This window comes from Roseateles sp. (genome assembly GCF_046300915.1).
GTDB lineage: Bacteria > Pseudomonadota > Gammaproteobacteria > Burkholderiales > Burkholderiaceae_C > Kinneretia.
Genome location: NZ_JBKCLH010000130.1, coordinates 1 through 16,074, shown reverse-complemented (window position 1 = coordinate 16,074; position 16,074 = coordinate 1). Strand labels below are relative to the sequence as shown.

17 protein-coding genes are annotated in these 16,074 nt (G+C 65.6%); 12 read left to right on the top strand and 5 right to left on the bottom strand.

The genetic code is table 11. The annotated features are described in order from the left end of the window. Window positions 1-20: 20 nt before the first annotated feature. The 9 genes from ACK5F2_RS09555 (at window position 21) to ACK5F2_RS09515 (ending at window position 8,890) form a co-directional block, all read left to right on the top strand. Window positions 21-617: a pilus assembly protein PilX gene (locus tag ACK5F2_RS09555; protein WP_409864322.1), complete on the top strand. Its 597-nt coding sequence runs from the start codon at window positions 21-23 to the stop codon at window positions 615-617. Window positions 618-647: 30 nt separating this feature from the next. Beyond that, window positions 648-4,166 (top strand): pilus assembly protein, encoded by a 3,519-nt coding sequence (locus tag ACK5F2_RS09550; RefSeq protein ID WP_409864321.1) that lies wholly within the window; start codon window positions 648-650, stop codon window positions 4,164-4,166. A 314-nt stretch (window positions 4,167-4,480) separates the two neighbouring features. After that, the gene (locus ACK5F2_RS09545; protein ID WP_409864320.1) at window positions 4,481-4,831 is read left to right on the top strand and encodes an energy transducer TonB; all 351 of its coding nucleotides are present in this window, start codon (window positions 4,481-4,483) and stop codon (window positions 4,829-4,831) included. Window positions 4,832-4,922: 91 nt separating this feature from the next. Next, window positions 4,923-5,789 carry an ABC transporter ATP-binding protein gene (locus ACK5F2_RS09540; RefSeq protein ID WP_409864319.1) on the top strand — a complete coding sequence of 289 codons (867 nt, stop codon included), beginning with the start codon at window positions 4,923-4,925 and terminating at the stop codon, window positions 5,787-5,789. Continuing rightward, complete coding sequence (mlaE, locus tag ACK5F2_RS09535; protein ID WP_409864318.1) at window positions 5,786-6,568, top strand: lipid asymmetry maintenance ABC transporter permease subunit MlaE; 783 nt, start codon at window positions 5,786-5,788, stop codon at window positions 6,566-6,568. Before ACK5F2_RS09540 ends, mlaE begins: the two co-directional genes overlap by 4 nt. Window positions 6,569-6,581: 13 nt before the next feature. Beyond that, on the top strand, window positions 6,582-7,058 hold the full coding sequence (gene mlaD, locus ACK5F2_RS09530) for an outer membrane lipid asymmetry maintenance protein MlaD (protein WP_409864317.1): 477 nt from the start codon (window positions 6,582-6,584) through the stop codon (window positions 7,056-7,058). Continuing rightward, window positions 7,055-7,831 (top strand): VacJ family lipoprotein, encoded by a 777-nt coding sequence (locus tag ACK5F2_RS09525; protein ID WP_409864315.1) that lies wholly within the window; start codon window positions 7,055-7,057, stop codon window positions 7,829-7,831. Before mlaD ends, ACK5F2_RS09525 begins: the two co-directional genes overlap by 4 nt. Window positions 7,832-7,908: 77 nt before the next feature. Next, window positions 7,909-8,553, top strand: a complete 645-nt coding sequence (locus ACK5F2_RS09520) for a phospholipid-binding protein MlaC (RefSeq protein WP_409864314.1) — start codon at window positions 7,909-7,911, stop codon at window positions 8,551-8,553. Between the two features lie 25 nt (window positions 8,554-8,578). Then, window positions 8,579-8,890: a lipid asymmetry maintenance protein MlaB gene (locus ACK5F2_RS09515; RefSeq protein ID WP_409864312.1), complete on the top strand. Its 312-nt coding sequence runs from the start codon at window positions 8,579-8,581 to the stop codon at window positions 8,888-8,890. A gap of 22 nt (window positions 8,891-8,912) precedes the next feature. On the opposite strand, the gene ACK5F2_RS09510 is transcribed toward ACK5F2_RS09515, so the two are convergent. After that, on the bottom strand, window positions 8,913-9,776 hold the full coding sequence (locus tag ACK5F2_RS09510; protein WP_409864344.1) for a MurR/RpiR family transcriptional regulator: 864 nt from the start codon (window positions 9,774-9,776) through the stop codon (window positions 8,913-8,915). Between the two features lie 5 nt (window positions 9,777-9,781). Further along, complete coding sequence (gene zwf, locus ACK5F2_RS09505; RefSeq protein ID WP_409864311.1) at window positions 9,782-11,227, bottom strand: glucose-6-phosphate dehydrogenase; 1,446 nt, start codon at window positions 11,225-11,227, stop codon at window positions 9,782-9,784. A gap of 142 nt (window positions 11,228-11,369) precedes the next feature. Between zwf and tal the strand changes: the two genes are divergently transcribed. The 3 genes from tal to ACK5F2_RS09490 are packed head-to-tail and all read left to right on the top strand — an operon-like array spanning window position 11,370 to window position 14,585. After that, complete coding sequence (gene tal / locus ACK5F2_RS09500) at window positions 11,370-12,320, top strand: transaldolase (protein WP_409864310.1); 951 nt, start codon at window positions 11,370-11,372, stop codon at window positions 12,318-12,320. Continuing rightward, entirely contained in the window at window positions 12,320-13,945 is a 1,626-nt protein-coding gene (pgi, locus tag ACK5F2_RS09495; protein WP_409864308.1) for a glucose-6-phosphate isomerase, read from the top strand. The genes tal and pgi overlap by 1 nt, the downstream gene beginning before the upstream one ends. A 19-nt stretch (window positions 13,946-13,964) precedes the next feature. After that, a complete protein-coding gene (locus tag ACK5F2_RS09490; RefSeq protein WP_409864306.1) occupies window positions 13,965-14,585 on the top strand; it encodes an HAD family hydrolase in 621 nt (206 codons plus the stop codon). Here the strand turns inward: ACK5F2_RS09490 and ACK5F2_RS09485 are convergent. The 3 genes from ACK5F2_RS09485 to coaE all read right to left on the bottom strand — a co-directional run. Next, window positions 14,574-14,789 carry a DNA gyrase inhibitor YacG gene (locus ACK5F2_RS09485; protein ID WP_409864304.1) on the bottom strand — a complete coding sequence of 72 codons (216 nt, stop codon included), beginning with the start codon at window positions 14,787-14,789 and terminating at the stop codon, window positions 14,574-14,576. The two genes, ACK5F2_RS09490 and ACK5F2_RS09485, sit on opposite strands and share 12 nt — an antisense overlap. Then, window positions 14,786-15,541, bottom strand: a complete 756-nt coding sequence (zapD, locus tag ACK5F2_RS09480) for a cell division protein ZapD (RefSeq protein ID WP_409864302.1) — start codon at window positions 15,539-15,541, stop codon at window positions 14,786-14,788. Before zapD ends, ACK5F2_RS09485 begins: the two co-directional genes overlap by 4 nt. A 93-nt stretch (window positions 15,542-15,634) precedes the next feature. Beyond that, on the bottom strand, window positions 15,635-16,074 hold a 440-nt coding region (coaE, locus tag ACK5F2_RS09475), incomplete at its 5' end, for a dephospho-CoA kinase (RefSeq protein WP_409864301.1).

Below are 16,074 nucleotides of genomic sequence, written 5' to 3'. Positions count from 1 at the left end.
GTTCCCGTCGGCAGCGCGGCTTGTCCCTGCTGTTCGCCCTCATGGCAATGGTGGTGATCGCGCTGGCCTCGGTGGCCCTGGTGCGCTCCGTCGACACCTCCAGCCTTGTCATCGGCAATCTGGGCTTCAAGCAGGATGCCACGGCCGCTTCTGGTCAGATGACCGAGCAGGCCCTGACTTGGTTGCAGGCGAATGCCGGTGTGTCCCTGCAGCAGGACATGGCCGTTTTCGGCTACTACGCGTCGAGCATGGCTGCCGTCGATGTGACAGGTGCCAATCGTGGCAATGCGGGCCGGGCCCAGGTGCTTTGGAACGGCGGCAATTGCCCAGCCGGTGGCAATTGCTTGCAGGCTTCGGCCGAGCAGGTCTTTGGCGGCAACCGTGCGCGCTACATCATCACCCGCCTGTGCGCCACGGCGGGCAGCCCGGCTGCAGTGAACTGCGCCGTGCCGCCCGGTTCGGCTGCCGTCCCAGGTGGGAACCGGGGGACACCCGGCTACGGCGATTCCGGAAAAATTGAGGGCGTCGTCAACAACAGCGTTTATTACCGGGTGCTTGTGCGGGTGCAGGGGCCACGCGGTACCGTGGCCTACACGGAAACCATTGTCCAGCTGTGACGCGGACGGTTCGCCCAGAGGAGTCTGATCATGATCAAGAACTGGATTCGCCAAGGCCCCTTCATGGGCGCATGGCTGCTGTCATTGCTGTGGCCCCTGGTCTCGGTCCATGCAGCTCCGGCTGACCTAGCGGACCGGCCGCTTGCCTCCACGAACAGCGGCGTACTGGTGCGTAGCAATTTGATGTTCGTGCTGGACGATTCCGGTTCCATGAACTGGAACTATCTGCCCGACGACGCGCCACGCAACAATGTGTGCTTTGGTGCTGCCGACAGCAACTTCGTTTTCTTCAATCCGGATGCGAAGTATCCCCCGCCGCTGTACTCCAACGGCACATCCATGCCCAATGCGAGCTTCTCTTCGGCTTGGAACGACGGCTTTCGCGGCAATGCCAGTGGCACAGTCAATCTGTCCGGTAACAATCCCGAGACGCCTTATGTCTACGGCCCCCAGAAGAGCTACAACCGAACCCAGAGCAGCAGGGTTTGCGGCTCTAGAAACTCCTGGCAATGTGACTTGCCTTCGCCGAACCCCAGTTCGGAAGACAGCTTTAACGGCACGGACACTACGACGACCTTGGTGACCGTGAGTCGCGTGGCGGCACCGGGTTTTTCGCGCTGCAGCACAGCATGGAATAGTTGCGCCCTGCTCACTGTGACCGAGGTGACTGTCACTGCTGGGGCGGCTGGTCAGTTCCTCTGGGCCAAGCGCAAGAGTGGCGCCTCGCCGACGAGTTGCAATGTGGCTGATTTTGATGTGGTGCGTGCCTCATCGAGTCTCAGTGCCGATCAGCAGACGAATTACGCGAACTGGTACTCCTACTACCGCACGCGCATGCTGGCCATGCGCACAGGCGCAGGGAAGGCCTTTGCCAAGATCGACGCCTCACGCTTCCGCGTTGGATTCTCCAAGATCAGCGAGCACGCCAATGGCGGGGCTGACTCGACCGGTTTCCTTAATGTCCGCGACTACGATACTGGTTCGCAGAAGACGGAGTTTTTTACGCGCCTTTATGGAACCGTGGGTTCATCCAACACGCCCCTGCGCCCTGCGCTGGCGCGGGCTGGCCGATACTACGCCAACAAGCTCAGCGGTCAGAGTGACCCGGTTCAGTATTCCTGCCAACGCAACTACACCATCTTGTCCACCGATGGCTACTGGAACCAGGACAGCTCAAGTCCGCTGAATCTGCTTGGCAGCACGGGCGTGGGTAACCCGGACGGCGGGTCTGCCATTGAGCGCCCCATGCGTGATGCGGCCAATAACGGTAGCGGCGTCAGCGACACGCTGGCCGACGTGGCCATGTATTACTACGTCAATGATCTGCGCACTGAGACCTTGGGGAATTGCAGCGGGGCGGTGGCCAATCAGAATGTGTGTGAGAACAACGTCCCGAGTGATAACCAGCGCGACACCAATACTGCGCAGCACATGACGACGTTTACTCTGGGCCTCGGGATCAGTGGTACCTTGGCCTACGACAAGGACTACTTGACCCAGACCGGTGGCGACTTCTTTGCCATCAAGCAGGGGACAAAAAACTGGCCCGATCCGATCGCGAATACCGGCCCCGAGCGCATTGACGACCTCTGGCATGCGGCTGTCAATGGCCGAGGCGTGTACTACAGCGCGAGCAATGCGGATGCAATGGCGGCTTCATTGGTGGATGCCCTGGAGAAGATCGACTCCAAGACGGGCAGCGGCGGCGCCGCAGCGACCAGCACGCTCTCGCTGCAAACCAGCAATGACGCCAATTGGGCCTTCCTCCCGCTGTACACCACAGACAGCTGGACCGGTGATGTCAAGGCCTACAAGCTGCGCGGCGATACCGCCGAACTGGTCAGCCCCAACTCGCCGGTCTGGTCTGCCGCCGATCGGATTGCCTCGCAGACCAGTCGTCGAATCCTCTTCAAGAATGGCAGCAGCCTGAGTGAATTCACCTACGCCAATCTGCCAAGCACAGCCAAAGCCCACTTTGAGGGTGCTTGCGGTAGTGTTCAAAAGCTGAGCCAATGCCCCGAGATTACGGCAGGCGCGCGCGCCGCCATGACGGGTGAGGCCATGGTGAATTACCTGCGGGGCGACAAGAGCCGGGAGATGACCGCCACCAATGTGGATGCCCGGCTATTCCGCAGCCGTGCGGGCCCCTTGGGTGACATCGTGGGCGGTGCGCCGGTGTATGTGGGCAAGCCGCCCTTGAGCTATGGCGAGACGTACAAGGATTTCGCGACCGACAACAGCACACGCCAGGCCGTCCTGTATGTGGCCGCCAACGACGGCATGTTGCATGCACTCAAGGTCAGTGACGACAACACCGGTGGGCAGGAGCTCTGGGCCTACGTGCCTGGCGCTGTCATGAAGGATATGTACCTGCTGGCCGATACCCGCTACGCCTCCAAACACCGCTTTTATGTGGATGGCGCTCCAGTCGTAGGTGACGTTCAGGATGGCACGAGTTGGCGCACCATTCTGGTTGGTGGCCTGGGCAAGGGGGGGCGTGCCTACTATGCGCTGGACGTGACCGACCCGATGAACCCACGCACGCTCTGGGAATACACGGACGACGACCTTGGCTTCAGCTATGGCAACCCGGTCATCACCAAGAACAAGGCCGGTAAGTGGATCGTGGCTTTCACCTCGGGCTACAACAATGTGAGCCCCGGTACCGGCAGGGGCTACCTCTATGTGCTGGACGCCATCACGGGAACTCGCCTGGACAAGATCGAGGCCAAAACCTCGGGCTCAACCTTTGTCGGTGATACCGCAACGCCCAGCAATCTGGGTCGACTCAATGCCTGGGTCGACGACAACAAGGCCAATGTGGCCCAGCGCTTCTATGCGGGCGACATGCTGGGCAATGTCTGGCGCTTTGACTTTGACGACAACTATGGCGCCGCCGGCAAGGAAGCCTTTTTGCTGGCCCAGGTGGGTAGCAATCAGCCCATCACCACCAAGCCGGTGTTGAGCGAGGTCGTGGAGGGCGCCTACCGCTACCAGTTGGTGTCGGTCGCCACCGGGCGCTATCTGGGCTTCAGCGATGTTGGTGATACAGCGGTGCAGTCTGTCTACACCTTCAAGGACAAGCTGGACAACACCTCGCTGGGCGCACTGCGCAGCAATAGTGGCATGGTCAAGCAGACCATCAACAGCGCGCGCAACGGCCTGGACAATCCGAAGGACGTGACTTGGAGCACGCAGACCGGCTGGTATGTGGACTTGAGCATGACTGCCGGGGAGCGCGTCAATGTGGATATGACCCAGCAGCTGAACCAGCTGATGGTCGCCGGCAACATCCCCAACCCGACGGCATGCAATCCGGGCGGTACGGGCTGGCTTTACTTCTTGGACGTGGGCAGTGGTAAACCCCTCGCGAGCTATGGCTACGGCAATATGGTTGTTGGGGGCTCGCTTTTGCAAACGACGACTGGTCAGCTCAGGGGTAATGTTTTGACCTCGGACGGGAAGTTTGCCAACCCCCTGGGAGGCGATCTCGCCAATCTGGCGCCTGGTGCCATGCGCCGCACCTCCTGGCGCGAGCTGGCGAACTGATGGCGGGGGCGCCCGCCCGGGGGGGCGGCGCCCGGCGGCGCAGGGGGCAGGCCTTGGCGGCTTCCGTGGTGGCGGCAGTGCTGCTGCACTGCGCGGTGCTCGCACTGGCAGTGCTTGAGGCGCAAAGCGCCCCGGCTCGCTTGCAGCCCCGGGAGCTCAGCCAAGCCCAGCCCTCGCTGCAGGTGCGCGCCGTGCCGGCGGCTTGGCCCTCAGCTCAGGGGGCTGAGGACCCTGCGGGGTCGGCCCCCCGCCTGGTCTGGCCGGCTCGTTCGGCCGTGCCCGAGCCCGTCAGGTCCGCGCCGACACTGGCTCCCTTGCCCGACCTGCCGCAGGCGCTGCTCACCCCCGAACCTTTCTACCTGCCGCGGGACCTGCTCAGCGTGGGCCCGGCGCCGCAGGAGACGGTGCTTCTGGCTTGGCCGGCGCAGTCACCCCTGCGCGGCAGCTTCCGCGGGGTGTTGCGCCTTTTCATTAACGATGAGGGCCAGGTCCGGCGCGTGGAGGCGGCCGATGCCGAGTTGCCCGAGCCCCTGTTCGAGGCGGCTCGCCAAGCCTTTATGGCGGTGCGCTTCAGTCCGGGGGAGCTGGACGGACGGGCCGTGCGCTCCCTCATCCGCGTGGAGGTCAGCTTCGAGAGCGAGTCTCTACCGCTGGCGCATGAATAGGGCGTGAAACCTGAGCGCAAACGTGCGCTTGGTGTTTCCCCTATGATGTTGGCTTCGTTTCAAGGGGCGCGGCCCTGCATCGCAACGGCTTATGGCCCCACCGATAGTTTCTCCATCTTCCTCGCTTCCATCTTCGCCGACTCCGCCTCTGGTGGAGTTGCGCGATGTCAGCTGCGGCTATGGTGAGCGCCTCATTCTTGAGGGCGTGAACCTCAAGGTGCCGCGCGGCAAGGTGCTGGCCTTGATCGGGACTTCGGGGGGCGGCAAGACCACGGTGCTGCGCCTGCTGGGGCGCCAGCTCAAACCCGTCCGGGGGCAGGTCTTGTTCGACGGTCAGGATCTGGCCGGCCTGGATCAGGGCGGTTTGTATGCGGTGCGGCGTCGCATGGGCATGCTCTTCCAGTTTGGCGCCTTGTTCACTGACCTCTCGGTGTTTGAGAACGTGGCCTTCCCCTTGCGCGAGCACACCAATCTGCCCGAGGCCATGATCCGCGACCTGGTGCTGATGAAGCTCAACGCCGTGGGGCTGCGAGGCGCTCGCGACCTGATGCCCTCGGAGGTGTCGGGCGGCATGGCGCGGCGTGTGGCTCTGGCGCGTGCCATTGCGCTGGACCCGGATCTGGTGCTGTACGACGAGCCTTTTGCGGGCCTGGACCCCATCTCGCTGGGCGTGGCCGCGCGCCTGATTCGCGACCTGAACGATGCGCTGGGCCTGACCAGCATCGTGGTCTCGCATGACCTGCACGAAACCTTTGCCATCGCCGACCAGGTGGCCATGATTGCCAACGGGCGTGTTGTGGCCCAGGGTACGCCGGATGAGTTGCGCCACAGCGAGGATCCACTGGTTCAGCAATTCGTGGGGGCGCAGGCCGATGGTCCGGTGCGTTTTCACCAGGCCGCCTTGCCCGTGAATGAGGATTTTGGCGTGGGCACCCCGCCGAGCCGGGAGCTTGCATGAGCGCCGCGTTTCTGGCTCGCGTGGGCCGTGCACTGCGTCTGGAGTTGGCTGATATCGGCATGGGGGCGCGCCTCTTTGCCCAGATCCTGGCCCGTAGCGGCCAGGCGCTGATGCGTTTCGGTCTGGTGCGTGAGCAGGTCTTCTTCCTGGGCAACCGTTCCCTGTCCATCATCGGGGTGTCGGGCCTTTTCGTCGGCTTTGTGCTGGCGCTTCAGGGCTACTACACCTTGCAGCGCTACGGCTCGGCCGAGGCCGTGGGCCTGCTGGTCGCCTTGAGCCTGGTGCGTGAGTTGGGGCCTGTGGTCACGGCCCTGCTGTTTGCGGGCCGGGCCGGCACCTCGCTGACGGCCGAGATCGGCCTGATGAAGGCCGGTGAGCAGCTCACCGCCATGGAGATGATGGCGGTGGACCCCATCCGCCGCGTGCTGGCGCCGCGCTTTTGGGGCGGCGTGATCGCCATGCCCTTGCTGGCGGCCGTGTTCTCGGCCGTGGGTGTGATTGGTGGCTGGTTGGTGGGCGTGGTCCTGATCGGCATCGACCCCGGTGCTTTCTGGTCCCAGATGCAGGGCGGGGTGGACGTGTTTGCCGATGTGGGCAATGGCGTGATCAAGAGCCTGGTGTTTGGCATCACGGTCAGTTTTGTGGCCCTCTTGCAGGGTTATGCCTGCAAGCCCACGCCCGAGGGCGTGTCTCAAGCCACCACGCGCACCGTGGTGCTGTCTTCTCTGGCGGTGCTGGGCCTGGACTTTGTCCTGACCGCCATGATGTTTTCGATTTGAGGGAGATGAGACGATGCAATCTCGTCACGATGCTTGGGTGGGTTTCTTTGTGCTCCTGGGTGGCGCGGCCCTGCTCTTTCTGGCGCTCAAGGCCGGCAATCTGCTGAGCCTGAATTTCGACGAGACCTATCAGGTCACGGCGCGCTTTGACAATATCGGCGGGCTCAAGCCGCGTGCGGCGGTCAAGAGCGCCGGCGTGGTGATCGGTCGCGTCGAGTCCATCAGCTTTGACGACAAGACCTTCCAGGCCAAGGTCGTGCTGAACCTGCACAAGGACGTGGTGTTCCCCAAGGACAGCTCGGCCAAGATCCTGACGTCCGGTCTGCTGGGCGAGCAGTACATCGGCCTGGAGCCCGGCGCGGACGAGAAGAACCTGGCCGCGGGTGATCGCATCACCCAGACCCAGTCGGCGGTGGTGCTGGAAAACCTGATCGGTCAGTTCATCAATAGCAAGGCGGCCGATATGGGCAGCACGGGAGACACCAAGTGAGCGGCCAGGCCAGCGGCACGGTAGCGCGTGGCTTTGTCGCCTGGCTGCTGGTGGCCCTGGCTCTGAGCCTGAGCGCCTGCGCCAGCGTCAAGGGCCCTGGCTCACCGGGCCAGCGCCAGGACCCCTGGGAGAACTGGAACCGCAAGGTGTTCAATTTCAATGAGCGCCTGGATGAAGCGGTGCTCAAGCCCGTCGCCACGGCTTATAGCGAGATGATCCCCTCGCCGGTGCGCCAGGGCGTGGACAACTTCTTTGGCAACGTCAACGACGCCTGGTCCGCCGTGAACCTGTTCCTGCAGGGGCGCTTCAAGTACGGCGTACAGCAGACCATGCGGGTGGCGGTGAACTCCACCCTGGGCTTTGCCGGCGTGCTGGATATTGCCGGCGAGGCTGGGCTGGAGCGCCGCAGCGAGGACCTGGGCAAGACCTTTGCACGCTGGGGGACGGGTTCGGGTGCCTACATCGTCTGGCCTGTTTTTGGCCCCTCCACGGTGCGCGATTCGATCGCGCTGCCCTTTGACCGCCTGGCCAGCCCGGCCCTGCTGCTGCAGGGTGGAGACAAGCAACTCGCGATCTACGCCTTGCAGAACATCAATGCGCGTTCCAACTTCCTGCGTGCGGGCGAGATGCTGGATGGCATCGCCCTGGACAAATACACCTTCATCCGCGATGCCTATCTGACCAAGCGCCGCACCGTGGAGGAGGACGAAGAAGACGATTACGAGGTTCTGGTGCCCGATGCGCCGCCGGTCAATCCCCAAGCCGACCGGTGAACCGCGCGGCCTGGTGCCGCGTTAGGGCCTTCAGGCGCCTGGCGCCGCCCCATTCCAATTTCATAGAAAGGAAGTTCATGTTTGCATCCAAACGTAGCCTGCTGCGCGGCGTGCTGGCCATCAGCCTGGTGGCATTGAACAGCCTGCCGCTGGCCGCCCGTGCTGCCGACGCCAGCGCACCCGACCTGCTCATCCGCCAGCTCTCGCTGGAGACCATCGAGGCCGTCAAGGCGGACAAGGCCATCCAGGGCGGGGACGTGCAGAAGATCGTGCAACTGGTGGACAGCAAGGTCATGCCGCATGTGAACTTCCAGCGCATGACGGCCTCGGCCGTGGGCCGTTACTGGCGCCAAGCCAGCCCCGAGCAGCAAAAGCGCCTGCAGGACGAGTTCAAGGCCCTCTTGATGCGCACCTATGCCGGCGCTCTGACCCAGGTGAAGGATCAGACCGTGGCCCTCAAGCCCCTGCGTGCCTCGCCGGATGATGCTGAGGTGGTGGTGCGTACCGAGGTGCGTGGCAAGGGCGACCCCATCCAGCTGGATTACCGTCTTGAAAAGTCCGGCGGTGTCTGGCGGATCTACGACGTCAACGTGCTGGGCATCTGGCTGGCGGACCAGTACCGCAACAGCTTTGCCCAGGAGATCGGTGCCAATGGCATTGACGGCCTGATCAAGGCCCTGGCCGAGCGCAATGCCAAGGCCACGGGTGCGGCCAAGTCTTGAAGGCTTGCCCAAGGTGCCGCAGACCATGTTGAAGCTTCCCGGCAGCGTGCTCCTGGGCAACGCTGCCCGCTTGTGGACCCAGCTTGAGGCCAGCCTGCAGGCAGAAGCCGCCCAGGTGCGCAGCGCGGCCGGCAGCCGGCTGCGACTGCAGGCCGGAGGGCTGAGTGAATTTGATTCCTCGGCCCTGACCCTGCTGCTGCAGGCGGCCCGCTTGTGCCGCCGAGAAGGGCTGACGCTGGAAGTGCATGAGCCGCCGGCCAAGCTGCGCGAGCTGGCTCGTGTTTACGGCGTGGCCGAGCTGCTCTGGCCCGAGGCGGTGCAGAGCCAAGCCGCCTGATGGCGGCCCGGCGCCGCCGCGCTTAGCTGGCGTAGCGCTTGCTGCGCAGGTTCCGCTTGATTTCCTGCAGCAGGGGGCGCAGGTTCTGCTGGCCCAGTTGCAGGGCAACGCCCGTGGTCAGGATGTCGACCGCGATCAGGTGCAGCAGGCGCGAGACCATGGGGCTGTAGCGGTCGAAGTCCTCGGGGTGATCCACCGCCAGCAAGACCTGACCCGGCGCCTGCCCCATGGTGGCCAGCGGTGAGCCGCTGGCCGTGATGATGATGGTGGTCGCACCCTTCTTGCGCGCGATCTCGGCGGCGTCCATCAGGTCGCGGCTGCGACCCGAGTTGGAGATGATGACCGCACAGTCGCCCGGGCCCAGCATGGTGGCACTCATCAGCTGCACATGGCCGTCGCTGCACGCGATGGTGTTCACGCCCAGTCGGAAGAATTTGTGCTGGGCGTCCTGGGCCACGATGCCGGAGTTGCCCACGCCGTAGAACTCGATGCGCTTGCCCTGGCGCCCGGCTTCGGTCAGGGCGGCGATGGCGCGCTCAAAAGCATGGCTGGCCGCGTCATTGCGGTAATGCAGCAGGGCGGCCACGGCGTTGTCCACCACCTTGACGATCAGATCGCCGGGCTTGTCGTCCTCGTCCACCGCGCGGTGCACAAAGGGCACGCCCTCGTTCACGCTGCCGGCCAGCTTGAGCTTGAAGTCCGCCAAGCCGTCATAGCCTACCGAGCGGCAAAAGCGCACCACGGTGGGCTTGGACACATGGGCGCGGTCCGCCAGCTCGCTGACCGGCAGATTGGCAAAGGCCCGCGCGTCGGCCAGCAGCAGCTTGGCCACCCGCTGCTCGGCCGGGGGCAGGGCCGGCAAGGCGGCCTTGATGCGCTCCAACATGCTCATCACTGTTCCTCAGCCCAGCTGAAGCCCTCGCGGGCGACCAGGGCGCTGGCGGCGGGCGGGCCCCAGGAGCCGGCGCTGTAGGTGCGGGGGCCGGCGGGGTCCTGGGCCCAGGCGTCGAGGATGGGCTCCACCCAGCGCCAGGCCTGCTCCTGCTCGTCGCTGCGCACGAAGAGGTTCAGGCGCCCGGCGATGGCGTCCAGCAGCAGGCGCTCGTAGGCGCCCACGCGGTCGGCGGCAAAGGCCTTGTCGAAGTCCAGGTCCAGAGACACCGGGGCCAGGGCCTCGCCATGCGCACCGCCCTTGGCGGCCTGCAAGCGCAGCTCCAGACCGTCCTCGGGCTGCAGCTTGATCACCAGCTGGTTGGGCCGGTTGGCACCGGGGAAGATGGGGTGGGGCACGGGGCGGAAGTTCACCACGATCTGGGCGTCGCGCGCCGCCAGGCGTTTGCCGGTGCGCAGATAGAAGGGCACGCCGGCCCAGCGCCAGTTTTGCACCTCGGTGCGCAGGGCCACAAAGGTTTCGGTGCGGCTGTCGGCCGGCACCTTGGCCTCGTCCAGATAACCCACCACGGCCTTGCCGTCCACGGTGCCGGCACGATACTGGCCGCGCACCACATCGCGGGCCACCGAGTCGGGCGTGAAGGGCTTGAGCGCGCGCAGCACCTTGAGCTTCTCGTCGCGGATGGCGTCGGCGTCGTTGGAGCTGGGCGGCTCCATCGCGATCATGGTGAGCAGCTGCAGCGCATGGTTCTGCACCATATCGCGCAGGGCGCCCGTGCCATCGTAGAAGGGGCCGCGGGTGCCCACGCCCAGGCTTTCGGCCAGGGTGATCTGGATGTTGGCAATGCTCTCGCGATGCCACAGCGGCTCGAACAGGGCGTTGCCGAAGCGCAGGGCCATCAGGTTCTGCACCGAGGGCTTGCCCAGGTAGTGGTCGATGCGGAAGGCCTGGCTCTCGCTGAAGACCGAGCGCACCACCTTGTTGATCTGCTGGGCGCTGGCCAGGTCGTGGCCCAGGGGCTTCTCCAGCACCACGCGCACGCGCGGCTCGTTCAGGCCGGCCGCACCCAGCTGCTCGCAGATCTGGGTGAAAAGATGCGGGCTGGTGGCCAGGTAGAGCACCACGGTATCGGCCTGGCGCTCGCCCAGCCATTCCTTCAGGCGCTGGTAGTGCTCGGGCTGGGACAGGTCCATGCGCCGGTAGAAGACCTGGGCGGCAAAGCGCTCGAACTCTTCCTCGCTGGGGCGCTTGGAGCCTTCGACCTCGCGGAAGCGCTCCTTGAGCCATTCGCGGTAGCGCTCGTCGGGCATCTCGTCACGCGCCACCGCCAGAATGCGACCGCCCTCGGGCAGCTTGCCGTGGCGGAAGGCCTGGAACAGGGCCGGCATCAGCTTGCGCCAGGTGAGGTCGCCGGTACCGCCGAAGAAGACAAGATCGAATGACATGCTGCGCGCGCTTCTCTTACGAATGTTTTGTTGATGTAACGAAGTTACCGGATTTATGATGCACGAGTTTCTTGCAGGGGTCAATCCGGGCCGGCGCGGCAGGTTCTAATAAGGACTGTTTTCCCTTCACGTCACGAAGACCATGAACCAGCTCGATCAACTGAAGTCCTACACCACCGTCGTTGCCGACACCGGCAACTTCCTGCAGCTGGCCCAGTTCGCGCCGCGCGACGCGACGACCAATCCCTCGCTGATCCTCAAGGCCGTGCTGCAGCCGGAGTATGCCCCCCTGCTGGCCGAGACCGTGGCGGCTCACAAGGGCCTGGCCCTGGACGAGATCGTGGACCGGGTGCTGGTGCGCTTTGGCCTGGAGATCCTGAAGGTGGTGCCGGGCCGCGTGTCCACCGAGGTGGACGCCCGCCTGTCCTTCGACCGCGCTGCCACCGTGGCCCGCGCTCGCCGCATCATGTCGCTGTACGAGGCCGCGGGCATCCCGCGCGAGCGCGTGCTGATCAAGATCGCCTCCACCTGGGAAGGCATCCAGGCCGCCGCCGAGCTGGAGCGCGAAGGCATACGCTGCAACCTGACCCTGCTCTTCTCCTTCTGCCAGGCCGTTGCCTGCGGTGCCGCCGGCATCCAGCTGATCTCGCCCTTTGTGGGCCGCATCTACGACTGGTACAAGAAGAGCGCCGGCGCGGCCTGGGACGAGGCGGCGAGCGCCGGACTCAATGATCCGGGCGTCAAGTCAGTCACCCAGATCTTCAACTACTACAAGAAGCACGGCATCAAGACCGAGGTCATGGGTGCCAGCTTCCGCAATATCGGCCAGATCCAGGCGCTGGCCGGCTGCGACCTGCTGACCATCAGCCCCGAGCTGCTGGCCCAGCTGCAGGCTTCGGAGGCCGCGCTGCCACGCGCCCTGGACGCCGAGGCCGCACGCGCCGCGGACATTCCCGCGGTGGCCTACGACGAAGCGGGCTTCCGCTTTGCCCTCAACCAGGATGCCATGGCCACCGAGAAGCTGGCCGAGGGCATCCGCCTGTTTGCCGTGGATGCCGGCAAGCTGGACCAGCTGATCGAAAAGAGTCTTTGATGCTGTATTCGCGTTGTGACCAGAGCCCGGCCTGGGCTGCGCTGCAGGCGCATTACCAGGGCGGCGGCCGCGACTTCGACCTGCGCCAGGCCTTTGCGCAGGACGCCGGGCGCTTTGCCGTCTGGTCCTTCGAGGCGCCCGAGGTCTTTGCCGACCTGTCCAAGAACCGCATCGATGCGCCCACCCTGCAGCTGCTGCTGCAGCTGGCGCGCGACTGCGGTCTGGAGTCACAACGCGATGCCATGTTCAAGGGCGAGCCCATCAACCACACCGAGGACCGCGCCGTGCTGCACACGGCCCTGCGCGCCCCGGCGGGGCAGGGCCTGTTCAGCGACGAGGTCCAGCAGTCGCTCACGCGCATGCTGGACTTTGCCGAGAGCGTGCGCGACGTGGCCGCCAGCGGCATCCGCGATGTGGTGCATATCGGCATCGGCGGCAGCGATCTGGGGCCGGCCATGGTGGTGCAGGCCCTGGCGGCCTACACCCAGATGGGCCAGCGCCTGCACTTTGTCTCCAATGTGGACGGCCACGACCTGGCCGCCGTGCTGCCGGGCTTGCGGCCCGAGAGCACGCTCTTTGTGATTGCCTCCAAGACCTTCACCACCCAGGAAACCCTGGCCAATGCCCAGGCCGCCAAGGCCTGGTTCCTGGCCGCAGGCGGCACGGATGTGGCCCGCCACTTCGTCGCCACCAGCAGCAACACGCAGGCGGCGGGCGCCTTCGGCATCACCACCAGCTTCGGTTTCTGGGACTGGGTGGGTGGCCGCTACTCGCTGTGGTCGGTGATCGGTCTGCCGATTGCCATCGCCATCGGTGCGGCCAACTTCCGGGCCCTGCTGGATGGCGCCCATGCGATGGACGAGCATTTCCGCCGCACGCCGCTGGAGCGCAATCTGCCGGTGCTGCAGGGCCTGATCGACCTCTGGTATCGCAACTTCCATGGCTTTGGCAGCCGCTCCGTGGCGCCCTACCACCAGGGTCTGCGCCGCCTGCCGGCTTATTTGCAGCAGCTGGAGATGGAGAGCAATGGCAAGGGTGTGGACCGTGAGGGTCAGGCCTTGAGCTATGCCACCAGCCCGGTGGTCTGGGGCGAGGCCGGTACCAACGGCCAGCACGCCTACTTCCAGATGCTGCACCAGGGCACGGATGTGGTGCCGGTGGAATTCATCGCGGTGAAGGCCCCGCAGCATGGGGCGCCCGCCGGCAGCGAGCTGGCGGCCCTGCTGCAGGACCAGCACCAGAAGCTGCTGGCCAACTGCCTGGCCCAGTCCCAGGCCCTGATGGAGGGCAAGACCGTGGAGCAGGCCCTGAAGGAGCAGGCGCCCACGGCCTCCAAGCGGCTGAGTCCCCTGGCCGTGGCGCGGCACCGCAGCTTCCCCGGCAACCGGCCCAGCAGCACCCTGGTGCTGGAGGCGCTGACGCCGCGCGCGCTCGGCGCCCTGATCGCGCTGTACGAGCACCGCGTCTTCGTCACGGGCGCGCTCTGGGGCATCAACAGCTTCGACCAGTGGGGTGTGGAGCTGGGCAAGGCCTTGTGCAACCGCCTGCTGCCGCGCCTGGCCAGCGGCGATGCCACGGGCCTGGACGCGTCCACGGCCGGCTTGCTGGCTCGCCTGCGCGCCTGAACTCGCTTTCCTGACGGCGATGAATATTGTTTTCGACTTCGGCGGCGTGCTGTTCCGCTGGCACCCGCCGAGCTTTCTGGCCCGGGTCTGGCCGCACCGCGTGCCGGATGCCGAGGCGGGCCAGGCCGTGGCGGCCCAGTTCTTCCAGCATTACGCGGGTGACTGGGGCGCCTTCGACCAGGGTCTGATCGGGGCCGACGAGGTGATCGCCCGCATTGCCAGGCGCACCGGCTGGCCGGCCGCCGAGGTGGCCCAGGTGGTGGGTGCGGTGGCGGATGAGCTGCAACTGCTCACACCCACGGCCGAGCTGATCCAGGACCTCAAGGCAGCGGGTCACCGGCTCTTCTACCTGTCGAACATGCCCGAGCCCTATGCCGACCATCTGGAGCGCAGCCATCCGCTGCAGCAGTGGTTCGACAAGGGTGTGTTCTCCGGCCGGGTCAAGCAGTCCAAGCCGGGGGCGGAGATCTACCGCATCGCCATCGAGCGCTTTGGCGTGGCGCCCGAGAGCTGCCTGTTCCTGGATGATCACCCGGCCAATATCGAGGCGGCCCGTGCGGCCGGCTGGCAGGCCCTGCACTTCACGACGGCCGATGCCGTGCGCCCTCAGTTGCGAGAACGCGGCCTGCTAGGGCTGTAGATCGGAATCTTCGGTCGGTGGCGCGGCCTGCACGCGGAAGCTCTCGCTGGCCCAGGCGCCCAGGTCGATCTGGCGGCAGCGCTCGCTGCAGAAGGGACGCCACATATTGCTGGGCGCGAACACGCTGTCCCCGCCGCAGGTGGGGCAGGGCACGATGCGTGGCGGCCTGTCTGCGCCGCCCGTGACGGGTTTCATCTCGCTCATGCGCACAGCGTCAGCTCAAAGCTGGCGTCCTGCTGGGCAGGCTTGAGGCGGCCTTCCTCGTCTTGCCGCATCAGGCGTATGGACACCATCAGGCGGTGACCGCTGATCTCGGGAATCAGGCCCAGGCTGGGGTCCAGGCGCATGCGAAGCAATTGGTAGGTCTTGCCGGAGGGCAGGCTTTGCTGGAAGTGCCCGCCCTGGGCCGCTACCTTGTGGGGCGAGCCGGAGTCGCGCAGCAGGCCCAGCAGCACCTGCAGGGCCTCGGCCATGGGCATCAGGCACTGGGTCCACTGCATCAGGTCCTTGCGGCGGCGCACCGGCAGCAGCTGCTGCCAGCTGTAGTAGGCCGGCAGGTCGAATTCGCAGGTGCCACCCGGGATGCTGATGCGGCTGCGTATGCTCATCAGCCACTCATTGGCCGTCAGCGAATGACCGGCCTTGCCGCTGAGTGCATTGAGACCGCTGAAGGCGTGGTCGATGCGGCGTATCACCTCGTCCAGCGCTTCCTCCGCAATGGCCGGGTTGCCGCGGTAGCTGTTGAGCTGGGCCTTGTGGCGCTCCAGCTCCTTGAGCAGATCGGACTTGAGATCGGCGCGCGAGGCCACGTCCATGATCTCGAAGAGCGTGACCAGGGCAAAGTGATGGTCCAGCGGCGTCTCGCGGGCGATCAGCTGGCCCAGGCGATCGAAGAGATGCTCCAGCCGCAGCATCGTGCGGATGCTTTCGTTGAACGGGTATTCGTAGAGGACCAAGGGGGCCATTCCTTGCATGCCGGCTGACAGTGCCGCGCTTGGGGCCGATTGTTTCACAAGCTGCTGCCGATATCGGCGGCGCGTGCGCCGTGATCAGCGCTGCCTGAGACCCCAGTGCTGCATGAGGGCCAGGACTTGCCCCCGCAGGGCGGCCAGGTCCAGACCCTCGTTGTGGATCAGCACATCGGCCGCGGCGCGGCGCTGCGTCCGGCTGGCCTGTTTGCGCAGCACGGCCTCCACGCCTTCGCGGGTCCAGCCCGATCGTGCCATTACGCGCTGGATCTGGGTCTCGGGCTCGCAGTCCACCACCAGCACCCGGTCCACGCGTGCGCGCCAGCGGCCCGACTCCACCAGCAGGGGTACATCGAAGACCAGCAGGGCATGGTCGGCCGCCGCCTGATGAGCCTGGCGCTCGGTCTCGGCACCGATCATGGGATGCAGGATGGCCTCCAGCCGCAGCAGGGCGGCAGGGTCCGCAAAGACGGCGTTGCGCATGGCAGCTCGGTCCAGACCCCCATCGGCCGCGACCAGGG